Annotated in this window: 24 protein-coding genes; 13 read left to right on the top strand and 11 right to left on the bottom strand. The window is 61.3% G+C overall.

Annotation, left to right across the window (positions count from 1 at the left end; translation table 11 throughout):
• The first annotated feature begins 27 nt into the window (after positions 1-27).
• Positions 28-420, top strand: a complete 393-nt coding sequence (locus tag ABWL43_RS07990; protein WP_262206405.1) for a RidA family protein — start codon at positions 28-30, stop codon at positions 418-420.
• 1 nt (position 421) lies between these two features.
• Here the strand turns inward: ABWL43_RS07990 and ppnN are convergent, their stop codons facing one another.
• Positions 422-1795 carry a nucleotide 5'-monophosphate nucleosidase PpnN gene (gene ppnN / locus ABWL43_RS07995; protein WP_145163099.1) on the bottom strand — a complete coding sequence of 458 codons (1374 nt, stop codon included), beginning with the start codon at positions 1793-1795 and terminating at the stop codon, positions 422-424.
• A 149-nt stretch (positions 1796-1944) separates the two neighbouring features.
• A complete protein-coding gene (locus tag ABWL43_RS08000) occupies positions 1945-2769 on the bottom strand; it encodes an aspartyl/asparaginyl beta-hydroxylase domain-containing protein (protein WP_369300596.1) in 825 nt (274 codons plus the stop codon).
• 273 nt (positions 2770-3042) lie between these two features.
• Between ABWL43_RS08000 and fabV the strand changes: the two genes are divergently transcribed.
• Both fabV and ABWL43_RS08010 read left to right on the top strand, forming a co-directional pair.
• Positions 3043-4236 carry an enoyl-ACP reductase FabV gene (gene fabV / locus ABWL43_RS08005; RefSeq protein ID WP_145163102.1) on the top strand — a complete coding sequence of 398 codons (1194 nt, stop codon included), beginning with the start codon at positions 3043-3045 and terminating at the stop codon, positions 4234-4236.
• A gap of 211 nt (positions 4237-4447) precedes the next feature.
• Complete coding sequence (locus ABWL43_RS08010; RefSeq protein WP_145163104.1) at positions 4448-5071, top strand: HAD family phosphatase; 624 nt, start codon at positions 4448-4450, stop codon at positions 5069-5071.
• Here the strand turns inward: ABWL43_RS08010 and ABWL43_RS08015 are convergent.
• Positions 5068-5973, bottom strand: a complete 906-nt coding sequence (locus ABWL43_RS08015) for a LysR family transcriptional regulator (protein WP_404487391.1) — start codon at positions 5971-5973, stop codon at positions 5068-5070. The genes ABWL43_RS08010 and ABWL43_RS08015 overlap by 4 nt on opposite strands.
• A 103-nt stretch (positions 5974-6076) precedes the next feature.
• Between ABWL43_RS08015 and ABWL43_RS08020 the strand changes: the two genes are divergently transcribed.
• Positions 6077-7246, top strand: coding sequence for an aspartate aminotransferase family protein (locus tag ABWL43_RS08020; RefSeq protein ID WP_404487392.1), 1170 nt, complete (start codon positions 6077-6079; stop codon positions 7244-7246).
• A gap of 127 nt (positions 7247-7373) precedes the next feature.
• On the opposite strand, the gene punR is transcribed toward ABWL43_RS08020, so the two are convergent.
• Positions 7374-8288, bottom strand: coding sequence for a DNA-binding transcriptional activator PunR (gene punR, locus ABWL43_RS08025; RefSeq protein ID WP_404487394.1), 915 nt, complete (start codon positions 8286-8288; stop codon positions 7374-7376).
• 122 nt (positions 8289-8410) lie between these two features.
• On the opposite strand from punR, the gene punC reads away from it, so the two are divergent.
• Positions 8411-9595, top strand: a complete 1185-nt coding sequence (punC, locus tag ABWL43_RS08030) for a purine nucleoside transporter PunC (protein WP_404487395.1) — start codon at positions 8411-8413, stop codon at positions 9593-9595.
• 145 nt (positions 9596-9740) lie between these two features.
• Here punC and ABWL43_RS08035 read toward each other — a convergent pair whose 3' ends face one another.
• Entirely contained in the window at positions 9741-10574 is an 834-nt protein-coding gene (locus tag ABWL43_RS08035) for a nucleoside-binding protein (RefSeq protein WP_262207565.1), read from the bottom strand.
• A 157-nt stretch (positions 10575-10731) separates the two neighbouring features.
• On the opposite strand from ABWL43_RS08035, the gene ABWL43_RS08040 reads away from it, so the two are divergent.
• On the top strand, positions 10732-12234 hold the full coding sequence (locus ABWL43_RS08040; RefSeq protein WP_262207566.1) for a nucleobase:cation symporter-2 family protein: 1503 nt from the start codon (positions 10732-10734) through the stop codon (positions 12232-12234).
• Between the two features lie 100 nt (positions 12235-12334).
• Here ABWL43_RS08040 and ABWL43_RS08045 read toward each other — a convergent pair whose 3' ends face one another.
• Together ABWL43_RS08045 and ABWL43_RS08050 are read right to left on the bottom strand one after the other, a co-directional pair.
• The gene (locus tag ABWL43_RS08045) at positions 12335-13267 is read right to left on the bottom strand and encodes a proline iminopeptidase-family hydrolase (protein ID WP_404487396.1); all 933 of its coding nucleotides are present in this window, start codon (positions 13265-13267) and stop codon (positions 12335-12337) included.
• A gap of 94 nt (positions 13268-13361) precedes the next feature.
• On the bottom strand, positions 13362-14126 hold the full coding sequence (locus ABWL43_RS08050) for a LuxR family transcriptional regulator (protein ID WP_119739256.1): 765 nt from the start codon (positions 14124-14126) through the stop codon (positions 13362-13364).
• 183 nt (positions 14127-14309) lie between these two features.
• Here ABWL43_RS08050 and ABWL43_RS08055 point away from each other — a divergent pair, with 183 nt between their 5' ends.
• The 6 genes from ABWL43_RS08055 to ABWL43_RS08080 are packed head-to-tail and all read left to right on the top strand — an operon-like array spanning position 14310 to position 20466.
• Positions 14310-15197: a proline iminopeptidase-family hydrolase gene (locus tag ABWL43_RS08055; RefSeq protein ID WP_145163123.1), complete on the top strand. Its 888-nt coding sequence runs from the start codon at positions 14310-14312 to the stop codon at positions 15195-15197.
• Between the two features lie 3 nt (positions 15198-15200).
• Positions 15201-16148 carry an ABC transporter permease gene (locus ABWL43_RS08060; RefSeq protein ID WP_145163125.1) on the top strand — a complete coding sequence of 316 codons (948 nt, stop codon included), beginning with the start codon at positions 15201-15203 and terminating at the stop codon, positions 16146-16148.
• Positions 16145-17002 carry an ABC transporter permease gene (locus ABWL43_RS08065; protein WP_106576881.1) on the top strand — a complete coding sequence of 286 codons (858 nt, stop codon included), beginning with the start codon at positions 16145-16147 and terminating at the stop codon, positions 17000-17002. The genes ABWL43_RS08060 and ABWL43_RS08065 overlap by 4 nt, the downstream gene beginning before the upstream one ends.
• Positions 16999-17955 (top strand): ABC transporter ATP-binding protein, encoded by a 957-nt coding sequence (locus ABWL43_RS08070; RefSeq protein ID WP_404487397.1) that lies wholly within the window; start codon positions 16999-17001, stop codon positions 17953-17955. The genes ABWL43_RS08065 and ABWL43_RS08070 overlap by 4 nt, the downstream gene beginning before the upstream one ends.
• Positions 17952-18950, top strand: coding sequence for an ABC transporter ATP-binding protein (locus tag ABWL43_RS08075; protein ID WP_145163129.1), 999 nt, complete (start codon positions 17952-17954; stop codon positions 18948-18950). Before ABWL43_RS08070 ends, ABWL43_RS08075 begins: the two co-directional genes overlap by 4 nt.
• 1 nt (position 18951) lies before the next feature.
• Positions 18952-20466: an ABC transporter substrate-binding protein gene (locus tag ABWL43_RS08080; RefSeq protein ID WP_404487398.1), complete on the top strand. Its 1515-nt coding sequence runs from the start codon at positions 18952-18954 to the stop codon at positions 20464-20466.
• A gap of 152 nt (positions 20467-20618) precedes the next feature.
• Here the strand turns inward: ABWL43_RS08080 and ABWL43_RS08085 are convergent, their stop codons facing one another.
• From ABWL43_RS08085 to ABWL43_RS08100, 4 genes are all read right to left on the bottom strand, one after another.
• Complete coding sequence (locus tag ABWL43_RS08085) at positions 20619-21359, bottom strand: YciK family oxidoreductase (RefSeq protein ID WP_145163133.1); 741 nt, start codon at positions 21357-21359, stop codon at positions 20619-20621.
• A gap of 177 nt (positions 21360-21536) precedes the next feature.
• Positions 21537-22208 (bottom strand): N-acetylmuramic acid 6-phosphate phosphatase MupP, encoded by a 672-nt coding sequence (gene mupP, locus ABWL43_RS08090; RefSeq protein ID WP_106576876.1) that lies wholly within the window; start codon positions 22206-22208, stop codon positions 21537-21539.
• 4 nt (positions 22209-22212) lie between these two features.
• Positions 22213-22911: a bifunctional 2-polyprenyl-6-hydroxyphenol methylase/3-demethylubiquinol 3-O-methyltransferase UbiG gene (gene ubiG / locus ABWL43_RS08095; RefSeq protein ID WP_003189760.1), complete on the bottom strand. Its 699-nt coding sequence runs from the start codon at positions 22909-22911 to the stop codon at positions 22213-22215.
• A gap of 63 nt (positions 22912-22974) precedes the next feature.
• Complete coding sequence (locus ABWL43_RS08100; protein ID WP_242193869.1) at positions 22975-24306, bottom strand: TRZ/ATZ family hydrolase; 1332 nt, start codon at positions 24304-24306, stop codon at positions 22975-22977.
• Positions 24307-24415: 109 nt separating this feature from the next.
• Here ABWL43_RS08100 and mtnA point away from each other — a divergent pair, with 109 nt between their 5' ends.
• Positions 24416-25486 (top strand): S-methyl-5-thioribose-1-phosphate isomerase, encoded by a 1071-nt coding sequence (mtnA, locus tag ABWL43_RS08105; protein ID WP_404487399.1) that lies wholly within the window; start codon positions 24416-24418, stop codon positions 25484-25486.
• Positions 25487-25609: the final 123 nt, after the last annotated feature.

Raw genomic sequence — 25609 nt, forward strand, 5'->3', positions numbered from 1 at the left:
TTTCAGAGACCCTAAGAGATACAAGCTATGACCGACCGCCACCGCATCATCCCGCCCGCCATGCAACCCATCGTAGAGCGCGCGGGCTACGTGCCTGCCGTAAAAGTTGGCAACACTTTGTATTGTGCAGGCCAGGTCGGCCGTACGCCGAAGTTGGCCGTAATAGAAGACCCCGAGGCGCAATTCATCGCCGCCTGGGAGAACCTGCGGCACGTATTGGAGGAGGGCGGCTGCCGTTTTGAAGACGTGGTCGACATGACCACGTATCACGTTGATATGAGCCAGCACATGGCGGTTTTTCGCGAGGTGAAAAACCGCCTGTTCCCACGCGGGCATTGCGCCTGGACGACCATTGGCGTGTCAGAACTGGCGCATCCCGGGTTACTGGTGGAAATCAAATGTGTGGCGGTACAGCGCTAATTCATTGCACCACGCGATAACACGGCACATACGCGGCACCGCCCGGCAGCTTCATGCGGTGCTGGGCGACAAACGCCTGTAGCAGCTCGTCCAGCGGTTTCATGATGGCCGGGTCGCCGTGGATTTCGTACGGGCCGTGTTGCTCGATCAGGCGAATGCCCTTGTCCTTGACGTTACCGGCCACGATCCCCGAGAACGCGCGGCGCAGGTTGGCGGCCAGTTCGTGGGGCGGCAGGGCGTGGCTCAGTTGCAGGCCTGCCATGTTTTCGTGGGTCGGGTCGAACGGGCGCTGGAAGCCTTCGTCGATCTTCAGCAGCCAGTTGAAGTGGAACGCGTCATTGCGCTCGCGGCGGAACTGCTTCACGGCCTTGAGCCCGGCCGTCATCTGGCGCGCCACTTCGGCCGGGTCGTCGATGATGATCTGGTAGTGCGCCTGCGCCGCTTCGCCGAGGGTGGCACCGACGAAGGCATGCAGTTGTTGCAGGTACGGCGCCGCGTGTTTCGGCCCGGTGAGGATGACCGGGAACGGCACGTCGCGGTTGTCCGGGTGCATCAGGATGCCCAGCAGGTACAGGAACTCTTCAGCCGTGCCGGCGCCGCCCGGGAAGATGATGATGCCGTGGCCTACGCGCACGAAGGCTTCCAGGCGTTTTTCGATGTCCGGCAGGATCACCAGCTCGTTAACGATCGGGTTTGGCGCTTCGGCAGCGATGATCCCCGGCTCGGTCAGGCCCAGGTAGCGGCCGCCGGTGATGCGCTGTTTGGCGTGGGAAATGGTCGCGCCTTTCATCGGACCTTTCATCACGCCGGGGCCGCAACCGGTGCACACGTCGAGGCTGCGCAGGCCCAGTTCGTGGCCGACTTTCTTGGTGTATTTGTATTCTTCGGTATTGATCGAGTGGCCGCCCCAGCACACCACGATTTTCGGCTCGACACCCGGACGCAACGTACGGGCGTTGCGCAGCAGGTGGAACACGTAGTCGGTGATGCCCTGGGAATTGCTCAGGTCGATGCGCTGGCTGTCCAGCTCGTTCTCGGTGTAGACGATGTCGCGCAGGGCGCTGAACAGCATTTCGCGGGTGCTGGCGATCATTTCGCCATCGACGAAGGCGTCGGCCGGCGCATTCAACAGTTCCAGGCGTACGCCGCGATCCTGTTGATGGATACGCACTTCAAAGTCTTTATAGGCGTCGAGGATGGTCTTGGCGTTGTCGATGTGCGCGCCAGTGTTAAGGATGGCCAAAGCGCACTGGCGGAACAACGTGTAGATGCTGCCGGTACCGGCTTCGCTCAGTTGCTGGACTTCACGCTGGGACAGGGTTTCGAGACTGCCCTTGGGGCTGACGGAGGCATTGATGACTTGACGTTGGGGCATTCTGATTCCTTGAAAGCACAGCCACCGCACCCGGCAGGGGTGGCGATGGCTGGAGAATGGTGAGCGCCGAACTCGGTCGCACGAGACGCACAGTTTGGCAGGCATGAGGCCGTGCGCAAACTCCGTCCAGCACCATCATGCCGCAGAACTTACTGAATCAGCTTCCAGTTTTTGTAGAAAACCCGACGCAGGGTAAACACCAGCCCGGCAAAGCCCGAGATCACGGCGTTGAGCACGGAGGGCAGCAAGGTCGGCCGCACGATATCGATGAACAGGCAGTAACGCTTTGCGTCGTTCTTGTTGAAGGACGCGTGCATCAGCGTGTCATCGAAGATAAACAGCGGGTCGTCGTGCCAATAATGCTTGTGTTTGCCCACCTGGATGTAAACACCCTCGTGGTGCGGCGCCGGCGCCATGTTGTAGAGCACCCGGAACATCATGCGCAGCGGGCCGAAGTGGAACGACGTCGAGCGGTTTTCGTTGAACACCGACACCCCGATGGTCTTCACGAACGGCAGTTTTTTGCGCAGCTGCGGGATGTCCAGTGTGGTTTCGATCGGGCGGCCATACCATTGGAAAAACAACATGCCGCGCTTTTTTTCGGCCATGCGTTCGTCCAGGTAACCGATGATTTCGTCCTTGTGGGCCATGGCGTCGTCGATCACCTGTTGCAGGTCTTCACGCCAGGCGGGCGGCAGGTCGCTCATGGTGTAGACGTGGCGGTTGCGCAGGCTGAACAGGTCGAACAGGGTATTGAACGGCGCCAATATCCAAGTGTTGCGGCCGTTGCCAACGAAGTATTTCTTGATCGTGTCGCGGTCGTACAGGCCGTTGCGCAGGAAGTCATAAATGCCGCAGAACAGCACCAGCAACAGAAATACCAGGCTGGTGCGCGGGAAGCAGTACATGAACAACAGAACGCCCAGCACCCAGGCGGCTGAGACCAGCTTTTTTTGAACAGCACTTTTACTCATGAAGCGTGGCTCCGAACCTGAAACAAAGCGAAACAATGTTGCCATGATAGTGGGTTCCGGCGGCGCTGGGCGTTTTAAATATTGCGAAATTGTGAAGGCCTGGCACAGTTTTTAACCCGCGCAGTGGCGTATCCGGCCTTTTGTTGATTGGATTTTGTAAACAGAAGATTTGCGACTATCGTGACGCTTCGGTTTTTTGGACGTCATAGACCGGTACGATTAAGTTGAATGGCCACCATTGGCCTTCGGCACCTTGGAAGAGGCAGAAATTTTATGATCATCAAACCGCGGGTTCGTGGCTTTATCTGTGTGACCGCTCACCCTGTTGGCTGTGAAGCGAACGTCAAAGAGCAGATCGACTACGTCACCCAGCATGGCGTCATCGAAGGCGGCCCGAAGAAGGTGCTGGTCCTCGGCGCCTCCACCGGTTACGGCCTGGCCGCGCGCATCAGTGCTGCGTTTGGCTGCGGCGCCGATACCTTGGGTGTGTTTTTTGAGAAAGAAGGCGAAGAAGGCAAGCTGAGCTCCGCCGGCTGGTACAACAGCGCAGCGTTCGAGAAGTTTGCCGTTGAAAAAGGCCTGTACGCCAAGAGCATCAACGGCGACGCGTTCTCCGACGAGATCAAGCGCCTGACCATCGAAACCATCAAGAAAGACCTCGGCAAAATCGACCTGGTGGTGTACAGCCTGGCCGCGCCACGCCGTACCGACCCGCAAGGCGTGGTGCACACCTCCACCCTCAAGCCGATCGGCAAGGCCGTGACCCTGCGCGGTATCAACACCGACAAAGGCGTTGTGGTCGATACCACGCTTGAGCCTGCGACCCAGGAAGAAATCGACGGCACCGTGAAAGTCATGGGCGGCGAAGACTGGCAGCTGTGGATCGACGCGCTGCGTGACGCCGACGTGCTGGCTGAAGGCGCCAAGACCACTGCCTTCACCTACCTCGGTGAAAAGCTGACCCAGGATATCTACTGGAACGGCTCCATCGGCGAAGCCAAGAAAGACCTCGACAAGAAAGTCCTGACCCTGCGCGACAACCTCGCCGCACTCAAGGGCGACGCCCGTGTGTCGGTGCTCAAGGCTGTGGTTACCCAGGCCAGTTCGGCGATCCCGATCATGCCGCTGTACCTGTCGCTGCTGTTCAAAGTGATGAAAGAGCAGGGCACCCACGAAGGCTGCATCGAGCAGGTCTACGGCCTGTTCAAGGACAGCCTGTACGGCAAAGAGCCGAAGCTGGATGCCGACGGCCGCCTGCGTGCCGACCTGGCTGAGCTGGAGCCCAAAGTCCAGGACGCCGTGGCAGCGCTGTGGAACCAGGTGACTGACGACAACGTTAACGAAATCAGCGACTTTGCCGGTTACAAGGCTGAGTTCCTGCGTTTGTTCGGTTTTGAAATCGACGGCGTGGACTACGACGCTGACGTGAACCCGACCGTGAAGATCAACGGCCTGATTCAAGCCTAAAACACGGTCAAAAAATGTGGGAGTGGGCTTGCTCGCGAATGCGGTATGTCAGTATCAAATACAGTGGCTGACGCACCGCTTTCGCGAGCAAGCCCGCTCCCACATTTGCTTTGTGTGAATTCAAAACCCTCCTGCAAGCCATCGCGCTCCCGCCACTGCCCTTAATCTGCCAGACTCCTACGGCTATCAAGCCACGCTAACGGAGGATCTGATGACGATTCGTGCAGTAGTTTTTGATTTCGGCGGTGTCCTGTTCGACTGGAACCCGCACCACCTGTACCGCCAGTTGATTGCCGACGATCACGAGCGGCAACACTTTCTCGACACCATTTGCACCCAAGCCTGGAACACCGAGCAGGACGCCGGTCGCAGCCTGGCCGAAGGCACTCGCCACCTGATCGAGCAGTACCCGGAACACGCACCCTTGATCCAGGCCTATTACGATCGTTGGCACGAGATGCTGCGCGGCGCGTTGCCCGAAGGTGTGGCGATTCTCGAGGCGTTGCATCAAGCCGATATGCCGCTGTTCGGGCTCACCAACTGGTCGGCTGAAACCTTTCCCTATGCGCGGGCCAATTACCCGTTCCTGCAGTATTTCCGCGACATTGTGGTCTCCGGCGAGTTGAAGCAAATCAAGCCGGACGCGGCGATTTATCACGCGAGCCTCGGCCAGGTGCGCGCCCATCTGCCGGATATTCAACCGGGCGAAGTGGTGTTTATCGACGACGTGGCGGGCAATGTCGAGGCGGCCGTGGCCCTCGGTTGGCAAGGCATCCATCACGTGTCGGCCGAGCGTACCGCGGCGCGCCTGCGGGCGTTGGGCGTGGGCTTTTAGCGCGCCCACTTTTCCATGGCGAAATCCACAAAGGCGCGCAGCTTGGGCAGGCGGTAGCGGTCCTGTCTGTAAAGCAGGTGCATGGGGCGGCAGGGCAGCCTGTAGGCGGTTAACAAGGCTACCAACTTGCCGCTCTCCAGGTCCGGTTGCACCAGGGCGTCGGCCAGCATGATGATGCCCATGCCGTTTACGGCCGCCTGGCGCAGGCCCTGCGAGCTGTTGATGGTCAATGACCCGGACACCGGCACCTCCACCTCGCCTTCCTCGCCGGTCAGGCGCCACAGTTTGTCGGAGTCGCGCCAGTTGTCGGTCGCCGGGTAGGCGAACGCCAGGCAGTCATGGTGCTGCAGGTCATTGGGTGTCTGCGGCGTGCCGCGGCGTGCCAGGTAATCCGGCGAAGCGCAGAGGGTGAGGGTGTAGGCCTGCATGGGCCGGGCGATCAGGCTGGAGGTTTCCAGCTCGCCAAGACGGATTGCTACGTCGAAGCCGCTGTCGACCAGGTCCATCCGCTCGTTGCTGAGCACCACGTAGAGGTTGATCAGCGGGTAGCGTTGGGAAAATTCGCTCAGGGCGGGCGTCAGGCGTTCGGTGCCGAATACCGGTGGCGCGGTGATGCGCAGGTTGCCTTTGGGCGTTTCGCTGTGGGCCTGCTCTGCCAACACTTCAGAGTCGGATACCAGCCCCAGCACCTCCAGGCAGCGCTGGTAATACTGCCCGCCAAATTCGGTGAGGCTTTGCTTGCGCGTGGTGCGCTTGAGCAAGCTGACACCCAGGCGCTGCTCCAGGGCGCGCAAGTGATTGCCGACCATGGTGGTCGACATCCCGCACTCCTGCGCGGCAGCCGTCATGCTGCCAGTCTCGACCACTTTGACGTACACCGACATTGCCTGGAACAGATCCATTATCAAGCCTTGGTTTAAAGTCATTACAGGAATGCGCAGTTTATCCAGCTCGGGTGGCTAACGATACTGGTGCCATCACCATGATGCACTGGAGCTTGCCACCATGACCGCCGCCTGCCTGATGACCACCTATCAACCCTTGGCCCTGAGCTTCACCCGTGGTCTGGGCACGCGCCTGTGGGACCAGCAGGGCCGTGAATACCTCGACGCGGTTGCCGGTGTGGCGGTGACCAATGTCGGGCATTCCCACCCTCGGCTGGTGACGGCGATCAGTGAACAGGCGGGCCTGTTGCTGCACACCTCCAACCTCTACAGCATTGATTGGCAGCAACGGCTGGCCCAGCGCCTGACACAGTTGTCTGGCCTTGACCGTGCGTTCTTCAACAACTCCGGCGCCGAAGCCAACGAAACAGCGCTGAAACTCGCACGGCTGCACGGCTGGAAAAAAGGCATCGAAGAACCGCTGGTGGTCGTGATGGAGAATGCGTTTCACGGGCGCACCCTCGGCACCATGGCGGCCAGCGACGGGCCATCGGTGCGCCTGGGGTTTCAGCGCTTGCCGGGGGATTTTCTCAAGGTCGGGTTTGGCGACCTGGCAGCGCTGGAAGCCATCACGCAACACTTCGGCCCGCGCATTGCCGCGGTGCTGCTGGAACCGATCCAGGGCGAAAGTGGCGTGCTGCCAGCGCCGCCCGGCTACTTGAAAGCCCTGCGCGAGCATTGCACGCGCCACGGTTGGCTGATGATGCTCGATGAGATCCAGACCGGCATCGGCCGCACCGGCGCCTGGTTTGCGTTCCAGCATGAAGGCATCGTGCCGGACGTGATGACGCTGGCCAAAGGCCTTGGCAATGGCGTGCCCATCGGCGCCTGCCTGGCCCGGTCCGCGGTGGCCCAGCTGTTCACACCCGGCAGCCACGGCAGCACATTCGGCGGCAACCCGCTGGCCTGCCGCGTGGGCTGCACCGTGCTGGACATTATTGAGGAGCAAGGCTTGCTGCAGAACGCCGCGCAACAGGGCGAGCGGCTGTTGGCGCGGCTGCGTGTGGAGTTAAGCGAGCACCCGCAGGTGCTGGCGATTCGCGGGCAAGGCCTGATGGTCGGGATCGAACTGGCACAGCCTTATCGCGATCTGGCCTATCGCGCAGCGCACGAGCATGGCCTGCTGATTAACGTGACGCGCGGCAAGATCATCCGCCTGTTGCCGCCGCTGACGCTGGAGGCCAAGGAGGTGGAGATGATCGTAAGGGCCATCGCCCGCCTGCTGGATTGAACCCCGATCAAAATGTGGGAGCTGGCTTGCCTGCGATAGCATCACCTCGGTCTGACATTAAGACCGAGGCGCTTGCATCGCAGGCAAGCCAGCTCCCACACAAGTCCACATTGAATCGGTGTGACTTTCACAGATCTGGGCCATTGAGCCACTCCTGATTCATGGTTTCGGTGTCGCCCAGGTACTCCAGCAACCAACTCATCGCCGGCGACAACTTGCTCTGGGCCCAGGCCACGCACGACGGGCTGGCCGGGAACGGCCGGCGCAATTGCAGCGCGACCAGATCGCCGCGTTCGATCCATGGCAACACCTGATGCGCCGGCGCCATGCCGACGCACAGGCCATCGCGCAGGCAATCAAGCGCCGAGGACCAGTTGGGCACCACCAGCCGGCGTTGGTTATCCAGGGTCCAGGTGTCGCGCTTGGGCAGGTTGCGCGAGGTGTCGGTCATGCACAGCGACGCGAACGGCCGCAGTTGATCGTCACTGAGCAAGCCGTCCAGCGCCGCCAGCGGATGCCTGGCGCTGACCACACACAGCCAGTTCAGCAGGCCCATGTCGCGAAAGGTGAAGTGGCTGGCCACCGGCACCGCACTGGTGGCGCCGATCACAATGTCGGTGCGTTCATCGGCCAAGGCATCCCATACGCCGTTGTACACCTCGTACTCCAACAGCAATTCCACCTCGGGAAACTGCCGATAGAAGTCCAGCACCAGCTGCCGACAGCGCTGGGGTTTGACGATGGAGTCCACCGCAACCTTCAATTGGCCGCTCCAGCCATTCGCCACCTGCTGGCACAAACGCCGTGTACCGAGCATTTTTTTCATCACGCCGCGGGCTTCGTCTATAAATAGACGGCCGGCCGGGGTCAGCTCCACGTCACGATGGCGACGCACAAACAGCGGCACCGCCAGCCATTCCTCGAGCTGACGCACCGTATAGCTGATAGCCGAAGGCACGCGGTGCAGTTCCTGGGCGGCTGCACTGAAGCTGCCGTGGCGCGCCACGGCATCCACCACATCCAGCGAGTATTCGGACCACATGATGGTTGCCTTCAAAATATTTGATAGAGGTGTCCAATTATTATCGCTTCACACCCACACTGTCAGCTTCATAATGGGCGCCAGTCAGCAAATAGTTTGATGGCAAGATCAGCAAGGCTTCAATGAAAAATTCTTTTGGTTTCACGTGGTACCTGGCGGGGCTGAGCATGCTCGGTTATCTCGCCATGGATATGTACTTACCGGCGTTCGGCGCCATGGGCGAGCAGTTGCAGATCAGTGCGGGCGCCGTGGGCGCCAGCTTGAGTATTTTCCTCGCCGGTTTTGCGGTGGGGCAGTTGTTGTGGGGGCCGTTGTCCGACCGCCTCGGGCGCAAGCCGGTACTGCTGGCGGGCCTGAGCCTGTTTGTAGTGGGTTGCCTGGGCATGTTCTGGGTCCAGACCGCGCCGCAACTGCTGGCGTTGCGTTTTATGCAGGCGATTGGCGTGTGTTCTGCGGCGGTGAGCTGGCAGGCTCTGGTGATCGACCGATACCCGGCCGACAAGGCGCATCGCGTGTTCGCCAGCATCATGCCGCTGATGTCGCTGTCACCGGCCCTGGCGCCGTTGCTGGGCGCCATGGTGTTGAATCACTTCGGCTGGCAGGCGATCTTCGGTGTACTGCTGGGCGTGTCGCTGCTGTTGCTGCTGCCGACGTTGTTCCTGCGCAAAATGCCCAAACGTCGGACAGAGGAGGGCGAGCCTTCGCGCCTCGGTTATGGGAAGTTGCTGACCTCTCGCGTGTTCACCGGCAACGTGATGATCTTTGCTGCCTGCTCGGCCAGTTTCTTTGCCTGGCTGACGGCCTCGCCCTTCATCCTGGGCGACATGGGTTACAGCCCGAATGACATCGGCCTGAGCTACGTGCTGCCGACGTTGGCGTTTCTGATTGGTGGTTACAGCTGCCGCAGCGCCTTGCAGCGCTATCAGGGCAAAACCCTGCTGCCCTGGTTGCTGGTGGCTTATTGCATCAGCATGGTGGCGTTGTACCTGGTTGCCACGTTGACCGTGCCCACGCTGACCACTTTGCTGATTCCGTTCTGCCTGATGGCGCTGGTCAACGGCGCCAGTTACCCGATCGTGGTGGCGAATGCGCTGATGCCGTTTGCGGAAAATTCCGGCAAGGCAGCGGCACTGCAAAACACCTTGCAACTGGGGCTGTGCTTTCTCAGCAGCCTGCTGGTGTCGTCAATGATTGACCAGCCGCTGTTGATTACGGTGATTGTGATGCTGGCGACTGCGCCGTTGGCGGTGTTGGGTTATTGGCTGGCGCGGCCGAAGACGGACAATTCGGAGCTGGCAAACGCCTAAAGCTGAAATGCAATCAAACCTGTGGGAGCTGGCTTGTGTGGGAGCTGGCTTGCCTGCGATGCAGACAACTCGGTACATCAGGTACATCCAGTTGATGCCATCGCAGGCAAGCCAGCTCCCACAGTTGATTGGGTTTCTTCAGTGGCTAGAAGGTGATTTCCATATTCAGCGTTGGCGTAGAGGTCCGAGTCCCCCGGCCGCCGTCCACGCCGAACTTGTTGTGCCAGTACTCGTAACCCACGCCGAGATACAGGTTCGGCTTCACGCTTTTACCCGGCCGCACCGCCACCATCAGCGCGGTGCGCATCAGCGTTTCTGGCGCGGTGTCGCGGCCATGGTAGTCCTCGCCTTTCTCCCCGACGTAATTGATAAAACCCTGGAATTTCGCCGCATGGTTGGCGATGTCGAACGGGCGCATCCACGTCAGGTTGAGCATGTAGGTGTCGTCAAACGTATGGTTTGACTCCTGCGCGCCGGGGATGCCGGTGTGGTTCTTTTCCTTGTAGTACATCAGGCTCAGGTCCAACACACCGACCGTGTTGAACTTCAACGTCGGGCCAATCACCAGTGCGCGCTTTTTGGCTGAGGCGACGTTGTTGTTGCGGTTGGCATCAAAGCCCAGCGTCAGCGCGTAATCCTTGATCAGCCCGGTGCCGAGCGGCACATCAAACACCCGCGAGGCATACAGTTGATGCCGGTAAACGGCATAGACCTCACTGCCGCCATGGTCGGTGCCCTTGCGCGGGTCGTGGCTGTCGGACAGGAACACATCCAGGTTCAGGTAGTTGCTGCCGTATTGGTAGCCACTGGCGTGGGTAAAGCTGTAGATGCGTTTGCTGAAGTCATCGGGGTTATTCGGATTGGTGAAGTGTTGGCCGTAGCGAAATCCTACGCTGTTGTTCATCCATTCCACCGCGACGGCCTCCCCACCGCCGAGAAGGGTCAATGCAACGGTTGCGCCCTGTAATGCCTTTTTCATTGTTTTAGTCCTTTGGCGTTCTGGCTCATGACGGCCGGATTGTTTTTGTAACGCCGATGGAGGGTATCTTGTTCGATTGATTGTATACAACTCTATGGACATGCAGTCCAAACATTGCATACAGTGTTCGCACAACAAAAACAGAGAACCCCTCACCATGACTATCCCGAAGGCGTCACCGCAGCGGCCAGAAGATGAGAATCTTGGCGCCGCCGCCAACATGGCTTACGGCCTGCAGCATGTGCTCACCATGTACGGCGGCATCGTTGCCGTGCCGTTGATCGTCGGCCAGGCGGCCGGTTTGTCGCCGGCGGATATCGGCCTGTTGATCGCCGCGTCGCTGTTTGCCGGTGGCCTGGCCACGCTGTTGCAGACCCTCGGCCTGCCATTTTTTGGCTGCCAGCTGCCGCTGGTGCAGGGCGTGTCCTTTGCCGGTGTGGCAACCATGGTGGCGATAGTCGGCAGTGATGGCGCCGGCGGGATACCGGCGATTCTCGGCGCGGTGATGGCCGCGTCGTTTATCGGGTTGCTGATCACGCCGGTGTTCTCACGGATCACCAAGTTTTTTCCGCCGTTGGTCACCGGCATTGTGATCACCACCATTGGCCTCACGCTGATGCCAGTGGCGGCACGCTGGGCCATGGGCGGCAACAGCCGCGCGGCGGATTTTGGCAGCATGGCCAATATCGGCCTTGCGGCGTTGACCCTGGTGCTGGTGTTGCTGCTGAGCAAGATCGGCAGCGCGACAATTTCGCGGCTGTCGATTCTGTTGGCGATGGTGATCGGCACGGTGATCGCGGTGTTTCTGGGCATGGCGGATTTCTCCGGTGTGGCCCAGGGGCCAATGTTCGGCTTCCCCACGCCGTTCCATTTCGGCATGCCGACCTTTCAGGTGGCGGCAATCATTTCCATGTGCATCGTGGTGATGGTCACCCTGGTGGAAACCTCGGCAGACATCCTCGCGGTGGGCGAGATCATCGACACCAAGGTCGATTCCAAGCGCCTGGGTAATGGCTTGCGCGCCGACATGCTGTCGAGCATGTTCGCGCCGATCTTCGGTTCATTCACCCAAAGCGCGTTCGCCCAGAACGTCGGCCTGGTGGCGGTGACCGGGGTAAAGAGCCGCTTTGTGGTGGCCACGGGCGGGGTGTTTCTGGTGGTGCTGGGGCTGTTGCCGTTCATGGGCCGGGTGATCGCGGCCGTGCCGACATCGGTGCTCGGTGGCGCCGGGATCGTGCTGTTCGGCACCGTGGCGGCGAGTGGTATTCGCACGCTGTCCAAGGTGGATTACCGCAACAACATGAACCTGATCATCGTGGCCACGTCTATCGGCTTCGGCATGATCCCCATCGCCGCGCCGAACTTTTACGACCACTTCCCAACCTGGTTCGCGACCATTTTCCACTCGGGCATCAGTTCGTCGGCGATCATGGCGATCCTGTTGAACCTGGCGTTCAACCACTTCACTGCGGGTAACTCGGACCAGCAGTCGGTGTTCGTGGCGGGGACTGAGCGCAGTTTGTGCTTCCACGATGTGGCGGCATTGCGCGACGGGGATTACTTCAGCGGCGGCAAGTTGTTTGATGCCGACGGGAGAGAGATTCCGCTGGTGCCGGATGCGCCCAGGAAGGCAGTAAAACCTGAAACCACCGCAGTCTGAAAATGTGCGAGCGGGCTTGCCCGCGAATGCGCTGGGTCAGTCGATATCTTCATTGACTGACACCCCGCATTCGCGAGCAAGCCCGCTCCCACAGCGGAAGTTAGCCCGCCTTGAGGACGTTGTGCGGCACTGAGCACACCTCATCCAGAAACTTGACCACGGTCCCCATGCACGCCTGGCGCTCTTCCACGTGGGGCATGTGGCTGGAATCTTCAAACAGCGCCCAGCGCACGTCCGCGATCTCATCCAGGAACGGCTTGACCACCAGCGGCGTCGCCTCGTCGTGTCGGCCGGAAATCACCAGGGTCGGCACATTGATCGCCGACAGGCGGCCAATCACATTCCAGTCCTTGAGGCTGCCAATCACATGAAACTCGGTCGGGCCGCTCATGGCGTGGTACACCGTCGGGTCGGCGTCCACTGCTGCGAAGGTGCGGGCCACTTCTTCCGGCCACGGGATGACGCGGCACACGTGGTGGTCGTAAAAAATCCGTGAGGCGGCGAGGTATTCCGGGTCCTGGTAGGTGCCGGCCTGTTCGTGTTTGAGCAGGGTTTCATGCACGCCTTCAGGCAGCAGTTTGCGCAGGCGGTTGGCTTCGCTGACCCACGTGCGCATGCAGGTGGGCGAGTTGGCCGGGATAAACGCGCGCAAGCCCTTGGGCTGCAGAATCGCGTGCTCGCTGCCGAGCATGCCGCCCCAGGATTGCCCGAGGATCGCGTAGTTGTCGCTGATCTGCAGGTGGTCCAGCAGGTTGTTCAACTCTTCAAGGAACAGGCCAATGGTCCAGAACGACGGGTCTTTGTCCGGCAAATGGGTGGAGCGGCCATTGCCCAGTTGGTCGTAGTGAATCACCGCATGGCCGCTGGCAGCCACGTCTTTGAAGGCGTCGACATAGTCATGGGTGCAGCCGGGGCCGCCGTGGATGATCACCAACGGTGTACGGCCGGTGGTCAGGTCGCCAGTGACGCGGTACCAGGTCTGGTAGGCGCCGAATGCCGCATAACCTTCGCGCACTTTCTCGATGAATTCCATTTCGTACCCTGCTCTGAAAAAAAAGGATCATGGATACGATAGTCCGCACGTGAAGTTTAAGTAACTAGCAAAACAGCTAGGTTTTGCCCACTGGTCAGTCTTCCAGCAAGCGGTAATGCGTGGCGCGAACCACCGCCTGCACGCGGTTCTTGGCCCCTAACTTGTGCATCGCCGAGGCCAGGTGCAGGGTGACCACCGCCAGCGAGCGGCTCAACTGGGTGGCGATTTCGGCAGCCGTCAGGCCGTCGGCAGCCCATTTCAGGCATTCACGCTCGCGTTTGGTCAGGTGAATATGCGGGTAAGTGCGCAGCTCTTTACTGAACAGCGGGTAGGCCGCTTCCTGCAGGGCATGGGTGATCAGGCTGAAATCCGCCAGGGTCTGCTGCGCATCCTTCAACACCGTACTGGCCTTGCCGGTGCGCAAGCCGGTGAGTGACGCGAAGCCGCCGCGGGGCAGGTGGATCGGCACGCTGACTCCGCAGGTCAGTTGGCGTTCATGCAGGTAAGAGGACACGGGAGCGTGGCAGGGGTCGATGATTTTTTGCAGCGCGGTCTGGGCTTTTGCCTCGTAGGACCATACGAACGGGGACACCGTGCTCAGGGCCAGGTGTTGCACCGGGTCGATCTGGTAAAACCCTTCGCTGCACCATAACGCATGCCAGTCGGGCGGCGTGTTGCGCAGCTCCAGCACCGAGGGCGTGATCAGTGAGCCGTCCTGGTCGATGGGCACCGGCGTGTAGTCGTACACCAGCGCGTCGAAGCCCAGTTGCTGGGCGAGGATAAAGGTATTGTCCATCTGCTCATCCAGGCTCCTGCCCGGCATCAGACGATTATTGAAGGCAGTCAGCCTGGTCAGCATCCGTTCTGCTCCCGAATTCATTTGAATCTCGACTTGCGGCAAGTAGAATGCCACGCCCCGGCGAAGGACTGCCAGGCCAAACCTATAAGAAATACTAGGTTATGGACGCACGGCATCCTCGGTAGTGTTGGCCTGATTAACGGCCGCTACCTGCCAGGCCGATACAACACAAGGAATGTATGCATGTGGCGTGAAATTGCCCCCGACCAGCAGTACAACGTGCAAGTCGACGGCCATAACCTCGTGGTCTACAGCTTTGGCGCTGGCGATGAGGTGCTCTTGTGTCTCAATGGCGGCCCGGGCCTGCCGTGTGACTACTTGCGCGACGCCCATGGCTGGCTCAAAGAGCATAACCTGCGAGTGGTTGCATTCGACCAGCTTGGCACCGGCGCATCAGCCAGACCGACTGATGTTTCCTTGTGGGAAATCAGCCGTTATGTCGAAGAAGTCGAAACCGTGCGCCAGGCCCTCGACCTGGGCCGTGTGCACCTGCTCGGGCATTCCTGGGGCGGCTGGCTGGGCATCGAGTACGCCATCCATTACCCCGATGCGCTGAAAAGCCTGATCCTCGAAAACACCGTCGGCGACATTCCGCACCTGTCCCAGGAACTCGAACGCCTGCGCGGCGCCCTCGGCAGCGAAACCGTGGCCATGATGCAGCGTCATGAAGCCATGGGCACTCTGGACCACCCGCAGTACCAGGCCGCCATCACCTTGCTTAATTACCGCCACGTCTGCCGCCTGGACGAATGGCCGGAGCCGGTCAAACGCTCGCTCGGCGACTGGAACATGGGCCCGTACGAAACCATGCAAGGCCCCAACGAATTCCTCTATATCGGCAACCTCAAGGACTGGAACCGCATCCCCGAGATGGCCGAGTTCAAGATGCCGATCCTGATCACCACCGGCCAGCACGATGAGCTCACGCCCGCCTGTGCCCATCGCATGAAGCTGGCCGCCAGGCATGCCGAGTTGCACGTGTTCCCCAACAGCAGCCACATGCCTTTTTATGAGGAGCCTCACGCGTACTTCCCGGTGCTGCTGGACTTCCTCGCGCGTCACCGGGGCTGACGGATGAACCTGGCGCGCTACCGTTTTGTGCTGTCCCGGCCGCTGCAATTGCTGCCGGTGCTGTTTGGCATCAGCCTGATCACCTTCGTGCTGGTGCGCTCGATCCCGGGCGACCCGGCCCGGGCCTTGCTCGGCTCGCGCAGTACGCCGGATGCCTTGCTGAAAATCCGCGCCCAATACGGCCTGGATCAGCCGTTGTGGCTGCAATACTTCTACTTCCTCAAGAACCTGCTCAAGGGCGACCTCGGCCAATCGCTGCTGTACAAAGTCGATGCCTTGAAGCTGATCGTCACCCGCATCGAGCCGACCCTGGTGCTGGTGCTTGGTAGCGTGCTGCTGGCGCTGTTGATTGCGCTGCCGCTGGCGACATGGGCGGCGCGCAATAAAGGCGGCTGGGCGGACAACCTGATCCGCGTGTTCACCACCGTCGGCCTGGGCATGCCGGCGTTCTGGCTGGGTTTGATGTTGATTCTGTTGCTGAGTGTGAAGTGGGGCCTGTTCCCGGTGTCTGGCTACGGCCGCACCTGGCTGGACAAGGCCCATCATATGCTGCTGCCGTGTCTGACCATCGCCCTGGCGCTGTCGGCGGTGCTGGTGCGCAACCTGCGCGCAAGCATGCTGATGGAATTGCAGGCCGATCACGTCACCGCCGCGCGGGCGCGTGGGCTGTCGGAGGCCGCCGTGTTCCGTCGGCATGTGTTGCCCAATTCGCTGGTGCCGGCGGTCAATCTGCTGGCGGTGAACATCGGCTGGCTGATCAGCGGCACGGTGGTGATCGAGAGCCTGTTCGCCATTCCCGGTATCGGCCAATTGCTGGTACGCGGCATTTTCACCCGTGACTACATGGTGGTGCAGGGCGTGGCCATGGTGCTGGCCTGTGCGACGGTGGTGGTCAACTTCGTCGCCGATGTGGTGACGGTGGCCCTCGACCCACGGGTGAACATGCAATGAGCAGCCGCCCACTGATCGCCCCGTGGCGTTTGCGCCTGCGTTTCGGTTTTCGCAATGGCCGGCTGACGGCGGCGTGGGGCCTGCTGATCCTGCTGGTGTGGTTGGCCCTGGCGCTGTTTGCACCGTGGGTCGCACCGTTTGACCCGATCGCGCAGAACACTGACATCAGTTTGCTCGGACCTAGCCTGGCGCACCCGTTCGGCACGGATAACTACGGGCGGGACATCCTTTCGCGGGTGATCTGGGGCGCGCGCATCGACCTGCAACTGGCCATTGTCGGGGTAATTTTCCCGTTCATGATCGGCACCTTCGTCGGCGCGGTTTCCGGCTACATCGGCGGGCGCTTCGACAGCTTCTGCATGCGCGTGATCGACGTGATCCTGGCATTCCCGTTTCTTGTGCTGATGCTGGCGATCATGGCGATTCTCGGCCCAGGCTTGAAAAGCTTTTATATCGCCATGGCGCTGGTGGGCTGGGTGTCGTATGCGCGGCTGATCCGCTCGCAGATCCTGGTGCTCAAGGAAAGCGAGTTTGCGCTGGCCGCCAAAAGCCTGGGCTTTGGCCATGGGCGCATTCTGTTCCGGCATTTGCTGCCCAATGCCATGTTCGGTTCGATTGTGTTTTCCATGTCTGACGCCGTGCTGGTGCTGCTCAATGGCGCCGCCGTGAGTTACCTGGGCCTGGGCGTGCAACCGCCGACCGCCGAGTGGGGCACGATGGTGGCCGAAGGGCAGGCGTTTATAACCACGGCCTGGTGGATTTGCACCTTTCCGGGCCTGGCCATCGTCACGCTGGCCATGGGCTTCAGCCTGCTCGCCGATGGCGTGGCGCAAGTGTTGGGGGATCGCGCATGAGCCTGCTGCAAGTGCGTGACCTCAGCGTGATCGCCAACAATGCCGGGCGCGATGTCACCTTGGTCGACCGCGTGTCCTTTGACTTGGCCGAGGGTGAAATCCTCGGCCTGGTGGGCGAGAGTGGCTCGGGCAAGACCCTGACCTGTCGCGGGTTGATGCGCCTGCTGCCATCGCCCAACTTGCGCGTGCAAGGCGCTGCTGTGCGCCTGGCCGGGCAGGATCTTTTGACGCTGGACGATGCCGGCATGCGCGCCGTGCGCGGCGGGCAACTGGGCATGATCTTCCAGAACCCCAGCAGCCACCTGGACCCGTTGATGCGCATCGGCGAGCAGATCGCCGAGGGCATTCGCCTGCACCAGGGCGCGTCGAAAAAAGACGCGCGCCTGCAAGCCATCGACGTGCTGCGCCAGGTCGGCATTCCCGATCCCAAGGCGCGGGTCGACAACTACCCCCACGAGTTTTCCGGTGGCATGCGCCAGCGCGCGATGATCGCTGTGGCGCTGGGCTGCAACCCGAAAGTGCTGATTGCCGACGAGCCGACCACCGCCCTTGATGTCACCGTGCAGGCGCAAATCCTGCGCCTGTTACTGGAGCTGCGCGACCAGCGCGGCCTGTCGATCATCATGATCACCCACGACCTCGGTGTGGTGGCGCAAACCTGTGATTCCATCGCGGTGATGTACGCCGGGCGTCTGTGCGAGCACGGCAGCAAGTACGAGTTGCTGGGCAACCCGCAACACCCATACACCGCAGGCCTGATTGATTGCCAGCCCGCCCACAGCAGTGGGCACGCGTTGCTGCGCACGATTCCCGGCCAGCCGCCGTTGCTGGACGCACTGCCGCAAGGGTGTCGCTTCAACCCGCGCTGTGCGCAGGCGGGCGCCTTGTGCATGCAGTTGCTGCCGGAAGGCGCGCGGGTGGCGTGTCACTATCCCTTGGGAGACCGATCATGAGCCTGTTGCAGATCAAGGATCTTGAGGTGCGTTTCGCAGCGTCCGGTACCGGTGTGTTCGGCCTGAGTAAACAGTGGGTGAGGGCGGTCAATGGTGTCTCGCTGAACCTGGCCGCCGGTGAAACCCTGGGGCTGGTGGGCGAGTCCGGCAGCGGCAAGAGCACGCTCGGCCGGGCGATTCTGCACCTCAACCCGATCAGCGCTGGCCAGGTGCTGTTCGATGGCGTCGACATGGCCCACGGCAGCGCTATTGATATCGCCCGCCTGCGCCATGAAACCGCGATGATCTTCCAGGACCCGTACGCCGCGCTGAACCCGCGCCACACCATCGGCGAAACCCTTGCCGAAGTGTTACGCGTGCAGCGCAAGGTCGCGCCGCAGCAGATACCGGCCCGCGTGAATGAACTGCTCGATCTGGTCGGCCTGCGCCCCGAATTGGCCAGTCGCAAACCCGGCTCTCTAAGCGGCGGTCAGTGCCAGCGTGTGGGTATCGCGCGGGCGCTGGCGGTGGAACCGCGCTTGATCATCGCCGATGAATGCGTGGCGGCGCTGGATGTGTCGATCCAGGGCCAGATCATCAACCTGTTGCTGGAACTGCAGCAGCGCATGAACCTGGCGATCCTGTTTATCGCCCATGACCTGGCCATCGTGCGGCGCCTGTGCGACCGCGTCGCCGTGATGTACCTGGGCAAAATCGTCGAGGAAGGCCCGGTGGAAGCGGTGTTTACCGCACCGCGCCATCCGTACACGGCGGCGTTGATCGAGGCGATCCCCGAGATCGATCCGCATCGGCCGTTGCCTGCAGAACCTTTGCCCGGTGAGCCACCGAGCCCGCTGAATTTGCCCACAGGCTGTGCCTTTCACCCGCGTTGCCGGTACGCCCGAACGATGTGTTCCGTGGTGTTGCCGCCGACGCATTTCCTGCACGAGCATCGATACAGTTGCGTGCTTGAAGCGCCATTAACCCTTTCTGCCGTCCTAAACAAGGAGTTATGACATGCAATCCCGCCATTTGAAGTTGCTCGCCGCCGCTACGTTGACCGCGTGGTCCCTTACTGCCGGCCTGGCCCAGGCCGCCGGTGTGCTGACCATCGGCTGCCGTGAAGACAGCACCACGTTCGACCCGATCAAAAGCGCGCAAAACCGCGACACCTGGGTGTTCGCCAACGTCTACGACACGCTGGTGCGCGTGGATAACCTGGGCACCAAGATGGAGCCGGGCCTGGCAGAAAGCTGGGACATTTCCAAGGACGGCCTGACCTACACCTTCAAGCTGCGCGAGGCGAAGTTTTCCGACGGCTCGCCGATCACCGCCGACGACGCAGCGTTCAGCCTGTTGCGTATCCGCGACAACAAGGCCTCGCTGTGGAGCGACCCGTTCAGCCTGATCAACACCGCCAAGGCGTCGGACCCGCACACCCTGGTGGTCACCCTGAAAACTCCGGCTGTGGCCTTTCTCTCGCAATTGGCGTCGCCGACGGTGTCGATCCTGTCGGAAAAAGCCATGACCAAGATGGGCGAAGACGCTTACTCGGAAAACCCGGTGACGTCCGGCGCGTTTACCGTGGACGAGTGGCGCAAGGGCGACCGGGTGATTTTGAAGAAGAACCCGAACTTCTGGCAGGCTAACAACGTAAGCCTGGATGGTGTTGAGTGGGTGTCGGTTACCGACGACAACACGCGCATGCGCATGGTGCAGAACAACGAGCTCGACACGGCGATCTTCGTACCGTTCTCCCGCGTGGAAGAGCTGAAAAAAGACAAGAACGTGGTGATCCACTCCGACCCGTCGACCCGCGAAGACCACTTGCTGATCAACCACGCCCACGGCTTGCTGGCCAAACCGCAAGTGCGCGAGGCGCTGGACATGGCCATCGACAAACAATCGCTGGTCAAGACCGCCACTTACGGTCAGGGCACCGTGGCCTATTCCTACATTCCGAAAGGCTCGCTGTACCACTACGCCAACAACCTGCAACGTCCGTATGACCCGACCGCCGCCAAGAAGCTGCTGGAGGAGGCCGGGGCCAAGGACTTGAAGCTCAACTACGTGGTCAACGCCGGCAACGAAGCCGACGAGCAGATTGCGGTGATCATCAAGGACCAGTTGGCCAAGGTCGACGTGACCGCCAACCTGCAGAAAGTCGACCCGACCCAAAGCTGGCAGATGCTGGTGGACGGTGAGTACGATATTTCGGTGATGTACTGGACCAACGACATCCTCGATCCGGACCAGAAAACCACCTTCGTGCTCGGCCACGACACCAACCAGAACTACATGACCCGCTACAAGAACGACAAGGTCAAGGCACTGGTGGCGGCCGCGCGGATCGAGGCTGATCCGGTCAAGCGTGAGCAGATGTACGTCGAGTTGCAGAAGCTGGCGAAACAGGATGTGAACTGGATCGACCTGTACTACAGCCCGTACATCAACATCTCACGCAAGAATGTGAGCAACTTCCTGCAGAACCCGCTGGGGCGTTTCACCTTGGAAGAAGTGGTGAAAAACTAACCCCCCCAGATACACCGCAAACCAATGTGGGAGCTGACTTGCCTGCGATGGCATCAACTCGGTGTGTCAGGTACACCGCGGTGATGCCATCGCAGGCAAGCCAGCTCCCACTTAAACCCGGTTCCACAGTTTGATTTGTGCTGTGTCAGGTTTTACTGCGCATCAAACGCCTGCCCATTAATACCGGTACTGTCCGGCCCCATCAGGTACAGGTACACCGGCATGATTTCTTCCGGCGCCGGCCTTTCCATCGGGTTTTCCCCTGGGTATGCCTGAGCGCGCATGCTGGTGCGCGTGCCGCCTGGGTTGATGCTGTTGGAACGCACCGATGCGACATCCTCCAGCTCATCGGCCAGGGTTTGCATCAAGCCTTCAGTCGCGAACTTCGACACGCCGTACGCGCCCCAGTAGGCACGGCCCTTGCGCCCGACGCTGCTGGAGGTGAACACCACCGACGCATCCTGGGACAGCTTGAGCAGCGGCAGCAACGTGCTGGTCAGCATGAACATCGCGTTGACGTTGACGTGCATCACCCGCATGAAATTCTCACCGGACAGCTGCTCGATCGGCGTGCGCGGGCCGATGATCGAGGCGTTGTGCAGCAGGCCGTCGAGGCGGCCGAACGCCTTTTCGATCATCGCGGCCAGCTCATCGTATTGATGTGGCAGGGCGGTCTCGAGGTTGAACGGGATCACCACCGGTTGCGGTTGGCCTGCCGCTTCGATTTCGTCATACACCTGAGCCAGGTTGGCTTCGGTTTTGCCCAGCAACAGCACGGTAGCGCCATGGGCGGCGTAGGTTTTTGCCGCCGCCGCGCCAATCCCGCGACCGGCGCCGGTCACCAGGATCACCCGGCCTTTGAGCAGTTCTGGACGTGCGCAGTAATCAAACATAAATAGCCTCGACAGAATTCAAGATATTGCAGCTCTTGAAGTGGAATCCATTTCAGGTGGGAGCTGGCTTGCCTGCGATAGCAGAGTGCCTGCCTCCAGATGTGCTGGCTGGCAGACCGCTATCGAAAGCAAGCCAGCTCCCACATTGATCTCAGTGTTGGCGAGATCGTCCAACAATCAGCAACTGCACAGTGCGTTATCCAGCACCTTGCGCAGTTCCAGCGGGTGGTCCACCACGACATCGGCGCCCCAGTTGCGGGGGTTGTCGTCCGGGTGGATGTAGCCGAACGTGACCGCTGCGGTACGGGTGCCGGCGTCGCGGCCGGACTCGATATCGCGCAGGTCATCGCCCACGAACAGCACGCTGGCCGGGTCCAGGTCGAGCATCTTGCACGCCAGGATCAGCGGCTCCGGGTCTGGCTTGCTGTTTTTCACGTGGTCCGGGCAGATCAGCAGCGCCGAACGCTCGGCCAGGCCCAGCTGCTGCATGATCGGTTCGGCAAAGCGCAGCGGCTTGTTGGTGACCACGCCCCAGACCAGGTTGGATTTTTCGATGTCCTGCAGCAGTTCTTCCATGCCGTCGAAGAGCTTGCTGTGGATCGCGCAGCCCTTGAGGTAGCGCTCCAGAAACTCCAGGCGCAACGCTTCAAAGCCTGGGGATTCCGGGTCCATCGAGAAGGTCACGGCAACCATCGCCCGCGCGCCGCCGGAGATTTCATCGCGAATGTGCTGGTCGTTGATCGGCGCCAGGCCGCGGTCGGCGCGCATCGCCTGGCAGATCGCGATGAAGTCCGGCGCGGTGTCCAGCAATGTACCGTCCATATCGAAGAGAACCGCTCGCAACTTCACAGGCTTACTCCTCGCGCAGGGTCTGGATCATGTAGTTGACGTCAACGTCGTTGGCCAGCTTGTAGTGCTTGGTCAGCGGGTTGTAGGTCAGGCCGATGATGTCTTTGACGGTCAGCCCGGCCTGGCGGCTCCAGGCGCCCAGCTCGGAAGGGCGGATGAATTTCTTGAAGTCGTGGGTGCCGCGCGGCAGCAACTTCATGATGTATTCGGCGCCGATGATCGCGAACAGGTAGGCCTTGGGGTTGCGGTTGATGGTGGAGAAGAACACCTGGCCGCCTGGCTTGACCATGCGGAAACAGGCGCGAATCACCGAGGAGGGGTCTGGCACGTGCTCGAGCATCTCAAGGCAGGTGACCACGTCGAACTGCTCGGGCATTTCTTCGGCCAGGGCTTCGGCGGTGATCTGGCGGTATTCCACGCTTACGCCGGATTCCAGCTGGTGCAGTTGCGCGACGGCCAGCGGGGCTTCGCCCATATCGATGCCCATCACGGTGGCGCCACGCTGGGCCATCGCTTCGCTGAGGATGCCGCCGCCGCAGCCGACGTCGAGTACCTTTTTGCCGGCCAGGTTGACGCGTTCGTCAATCCAGTTGACCCGCAGCGGGTTGATGTCGTGCAGGGGTTTGAACTCGCTTTCGCGGTCCCACCAGCGGTGAGCCAGGGCTTCGAATTTGGCGATTTCGGCGTGGTCGACGTTGCTCATGGTGAATCCTCTAAATCTGATAAATCGGTTTGCAGGTGTTCAAGCGTAGGTGCAAACCCTGCGTTATTCGCTGTGCCCGCTGATGCGTTGGCCCCAGGCAATGGCCGTGGCGGTCAACTGTTGTTCATCCATGCGGGTCAATTGCCGGTCGTCGAGCAACTGCTTGCCGGCGACCCAAAGGTGTTTCACGCAATCGCGTCCGGTGGCATAGATAAGCTGTGAGACCGGATCGTAGATCGGTTGTTGCGCCAGCCCCGAAAGATCAAAGGCCACGATGTCGGCAGCCTTGCCGACCTCCAGTGAGCCAATCTCGCTTTCCAGGCCCATGGCGCGCGCGCCGTTGAGCGTGGCCATGCGCAGGGCGCGATGGGCGTCCAGGGCGGTGGCCGAACCGGCGACGGCCTTGGCCAGCATGGCGGCGGTACGGGTTTCGCCGAGCAGGTCGAGGTCATTGTTGCTGGCGGCGCCGTCGGTGCCGATCGCCACGTTGACACCAGCCTGCCACAGACGCTCCACCGGGCAAAAGCCGCTGGCCAGTTTCAGGTTCGATTCCGGGCAATGGATGACGCTGGTGTTGCTTTCTACCAGCAAAGCCAGGTCGTCCTCGCTGATTTGGGTCATATGAACGGCCTGGAAGCGCGGGCCAAGCAGGCCGAGACGGCCCAGGCGCGCGAGTGGGCGTTCGCCGGTCTGCTCGACGGCCTGCTGCACTTCGAAGGCGGTTTCGTGCACGTGCATATGGATCGAGGCGTCCAGCTCTTCGGCAATTATCCGGATCTTTTCCAGGTTTTCATCGCACACGGTGTACGGCGCGTGGGGCCCGAAGGTGATCCGGATGCGCGGATGGTGCTTGAGGTCGCCGAACAGCTCGATGCCCTGGCGAATCGCCTCGTCGGCCGTGCTGGCGCCGGGAATCGGGAAGTCGAGGATCGGAATCGCGATCTGCGCGCGCATGCCGCTGTTGTGCACGCAGTCGCTGGCGACCTTGGGGTAGAAGTACATGTCGCAGAAGCAGGTGATGCCGCCCTTGAGCTGCTCGGCGATGGCCAGGTCGGTGCCGTCGCGCACGAAGGCTTCATCGACCCACTTGGCTTCGGCGGGCCAGATGTGTTTTTCCAGCCAGGTCATCAGCGGCAAGTCGTCGGCCAGCCCGCGAAACAGGCTCATCGCTGCGTGGCCGTGGGCGTTGATCAAGCCCGGGCTGAGCAGCATGCCCGGCAGCTCGCGCACCTCGGTGGCGGCCAGCTTCAATGCCGCGGCCCGTGGCCCGATAAAGGCGATGCGACCATCGCGGATGCCCAGGCCATGTTCCTTGAGCACCACGCCGGCAGGTTCGACAGGTACCAGCCAGGTCGGCAGCAGCAATAAGTCGAGCGGGGCGGCAGTGGAGGTCATCGCAGGCTTCTTCCCGGGCAGCTATAAAAGAAGGGCGAAGTATACCCGAGCGTCCTGGCTGGCGGATCGCTATAATCGGCGGCTTTTGTTCATGAGTGCGGGGTAAGGGATGCGCGACCGACTGTTAGCAGCGGAGAAAGTGAAAGCCATCGAATGGCGTGATGGCGCGCTGCACCTGCTCGATCAGCGTGCCTTGCCGTCTCGGGAAACCTGGGTTGCCTGCACCTCTGTGGCTGAAGTGGCCGATGCCATACGCACGATGGTGGTGCGCGGCGCGCCGGCCATTGGTATCAGCGCCGCCTATGGCCTGGTGCTCGCCGCGCGTGAACGCATCGCTGAAGGCGGCGACTGGCAGGCCGCGTGGGAAGAAGACTACGCACTGTTGGCTGATAGCCGGCCGACAGCCGCGAACCTGTTCTGGGCCTTGAAGCGCATGCGCGATCGCCTGGACCGCATCAAGAAGCACGCCGACCCGGTGGCGGCGCTGGAGGCGGAAGCGATTGCGATCCATGAAAGCGACCGGGAGGCCAATGTGGTCATGGCCCAGTTGGGCCTCGAGCGGATTCGCAAGCACCAGGGCAACGCCCAGGCGATTCTGACCCACGGCAATGCCGGCGCACTGGCCACAGGCGGCGTCGGCACGGCCCTCGGGGTGGTTCGCGCCGCGTTTCTGGAGGGGTTGGTCGAGCATGTCTATGTCAACGAGACGCGCCCTTGGCTGCAAGGTTCGCGGCTGACGGCGTGGGAGCTGGCAGGCGAGGGTATTGCGGCGACGGTGAATGCTGACTCGGCTGGCGCGCATATCCTCAAGACCAAGGGCGTGACCTGGGTGATCGTCGGCGCCGACTGCATTGCCGCCAACGGTGATGTGATCGGCACGATCGGCACGTACCAGTTGGCCGTGTGCGCGATGCACCATGGCGTGCGCTTTATGGTGGTGGCGCCAAGCTCGACACTCGATTTGATGATGGCCACGGGTGAAGACGTCGCTTTGGAGGAGCGTGATCCCGGTGAGTTGCTGGAGGTCATGGGGCAACGGTTGGACGTGGCCGCTTTGAATCCCGTGTTCGACGTAACCCCGGCTGATCTGATTGATGTGATCGTGACCGAAAAAGGCATCGTCGAACGCCCGGACACCGCCAAGCTGGCCAAGTTGATGTGCCGTAAGCGCCTGCATTGAGGGGTTGGCGACTGTCAGACGGCTATCGGGGGCAAGCCCCCTCCCACATTTTGACTGTGTTCACACTTCGAGTGTGGGAGGGGGCTTGCCCCCGATTGGCCTTATAAGTCAATAAAACCCTTG

Origin of the sequence: Pseudomonas sp. HT11 (assembly GCF_044875395.1) — a bacterium.
Lineage (GTDB): Bacteria > Pseudomonadota > Gammaproteobacteria > Pseudomonadales > Pseudomonadaceae > Aquipseudomonas.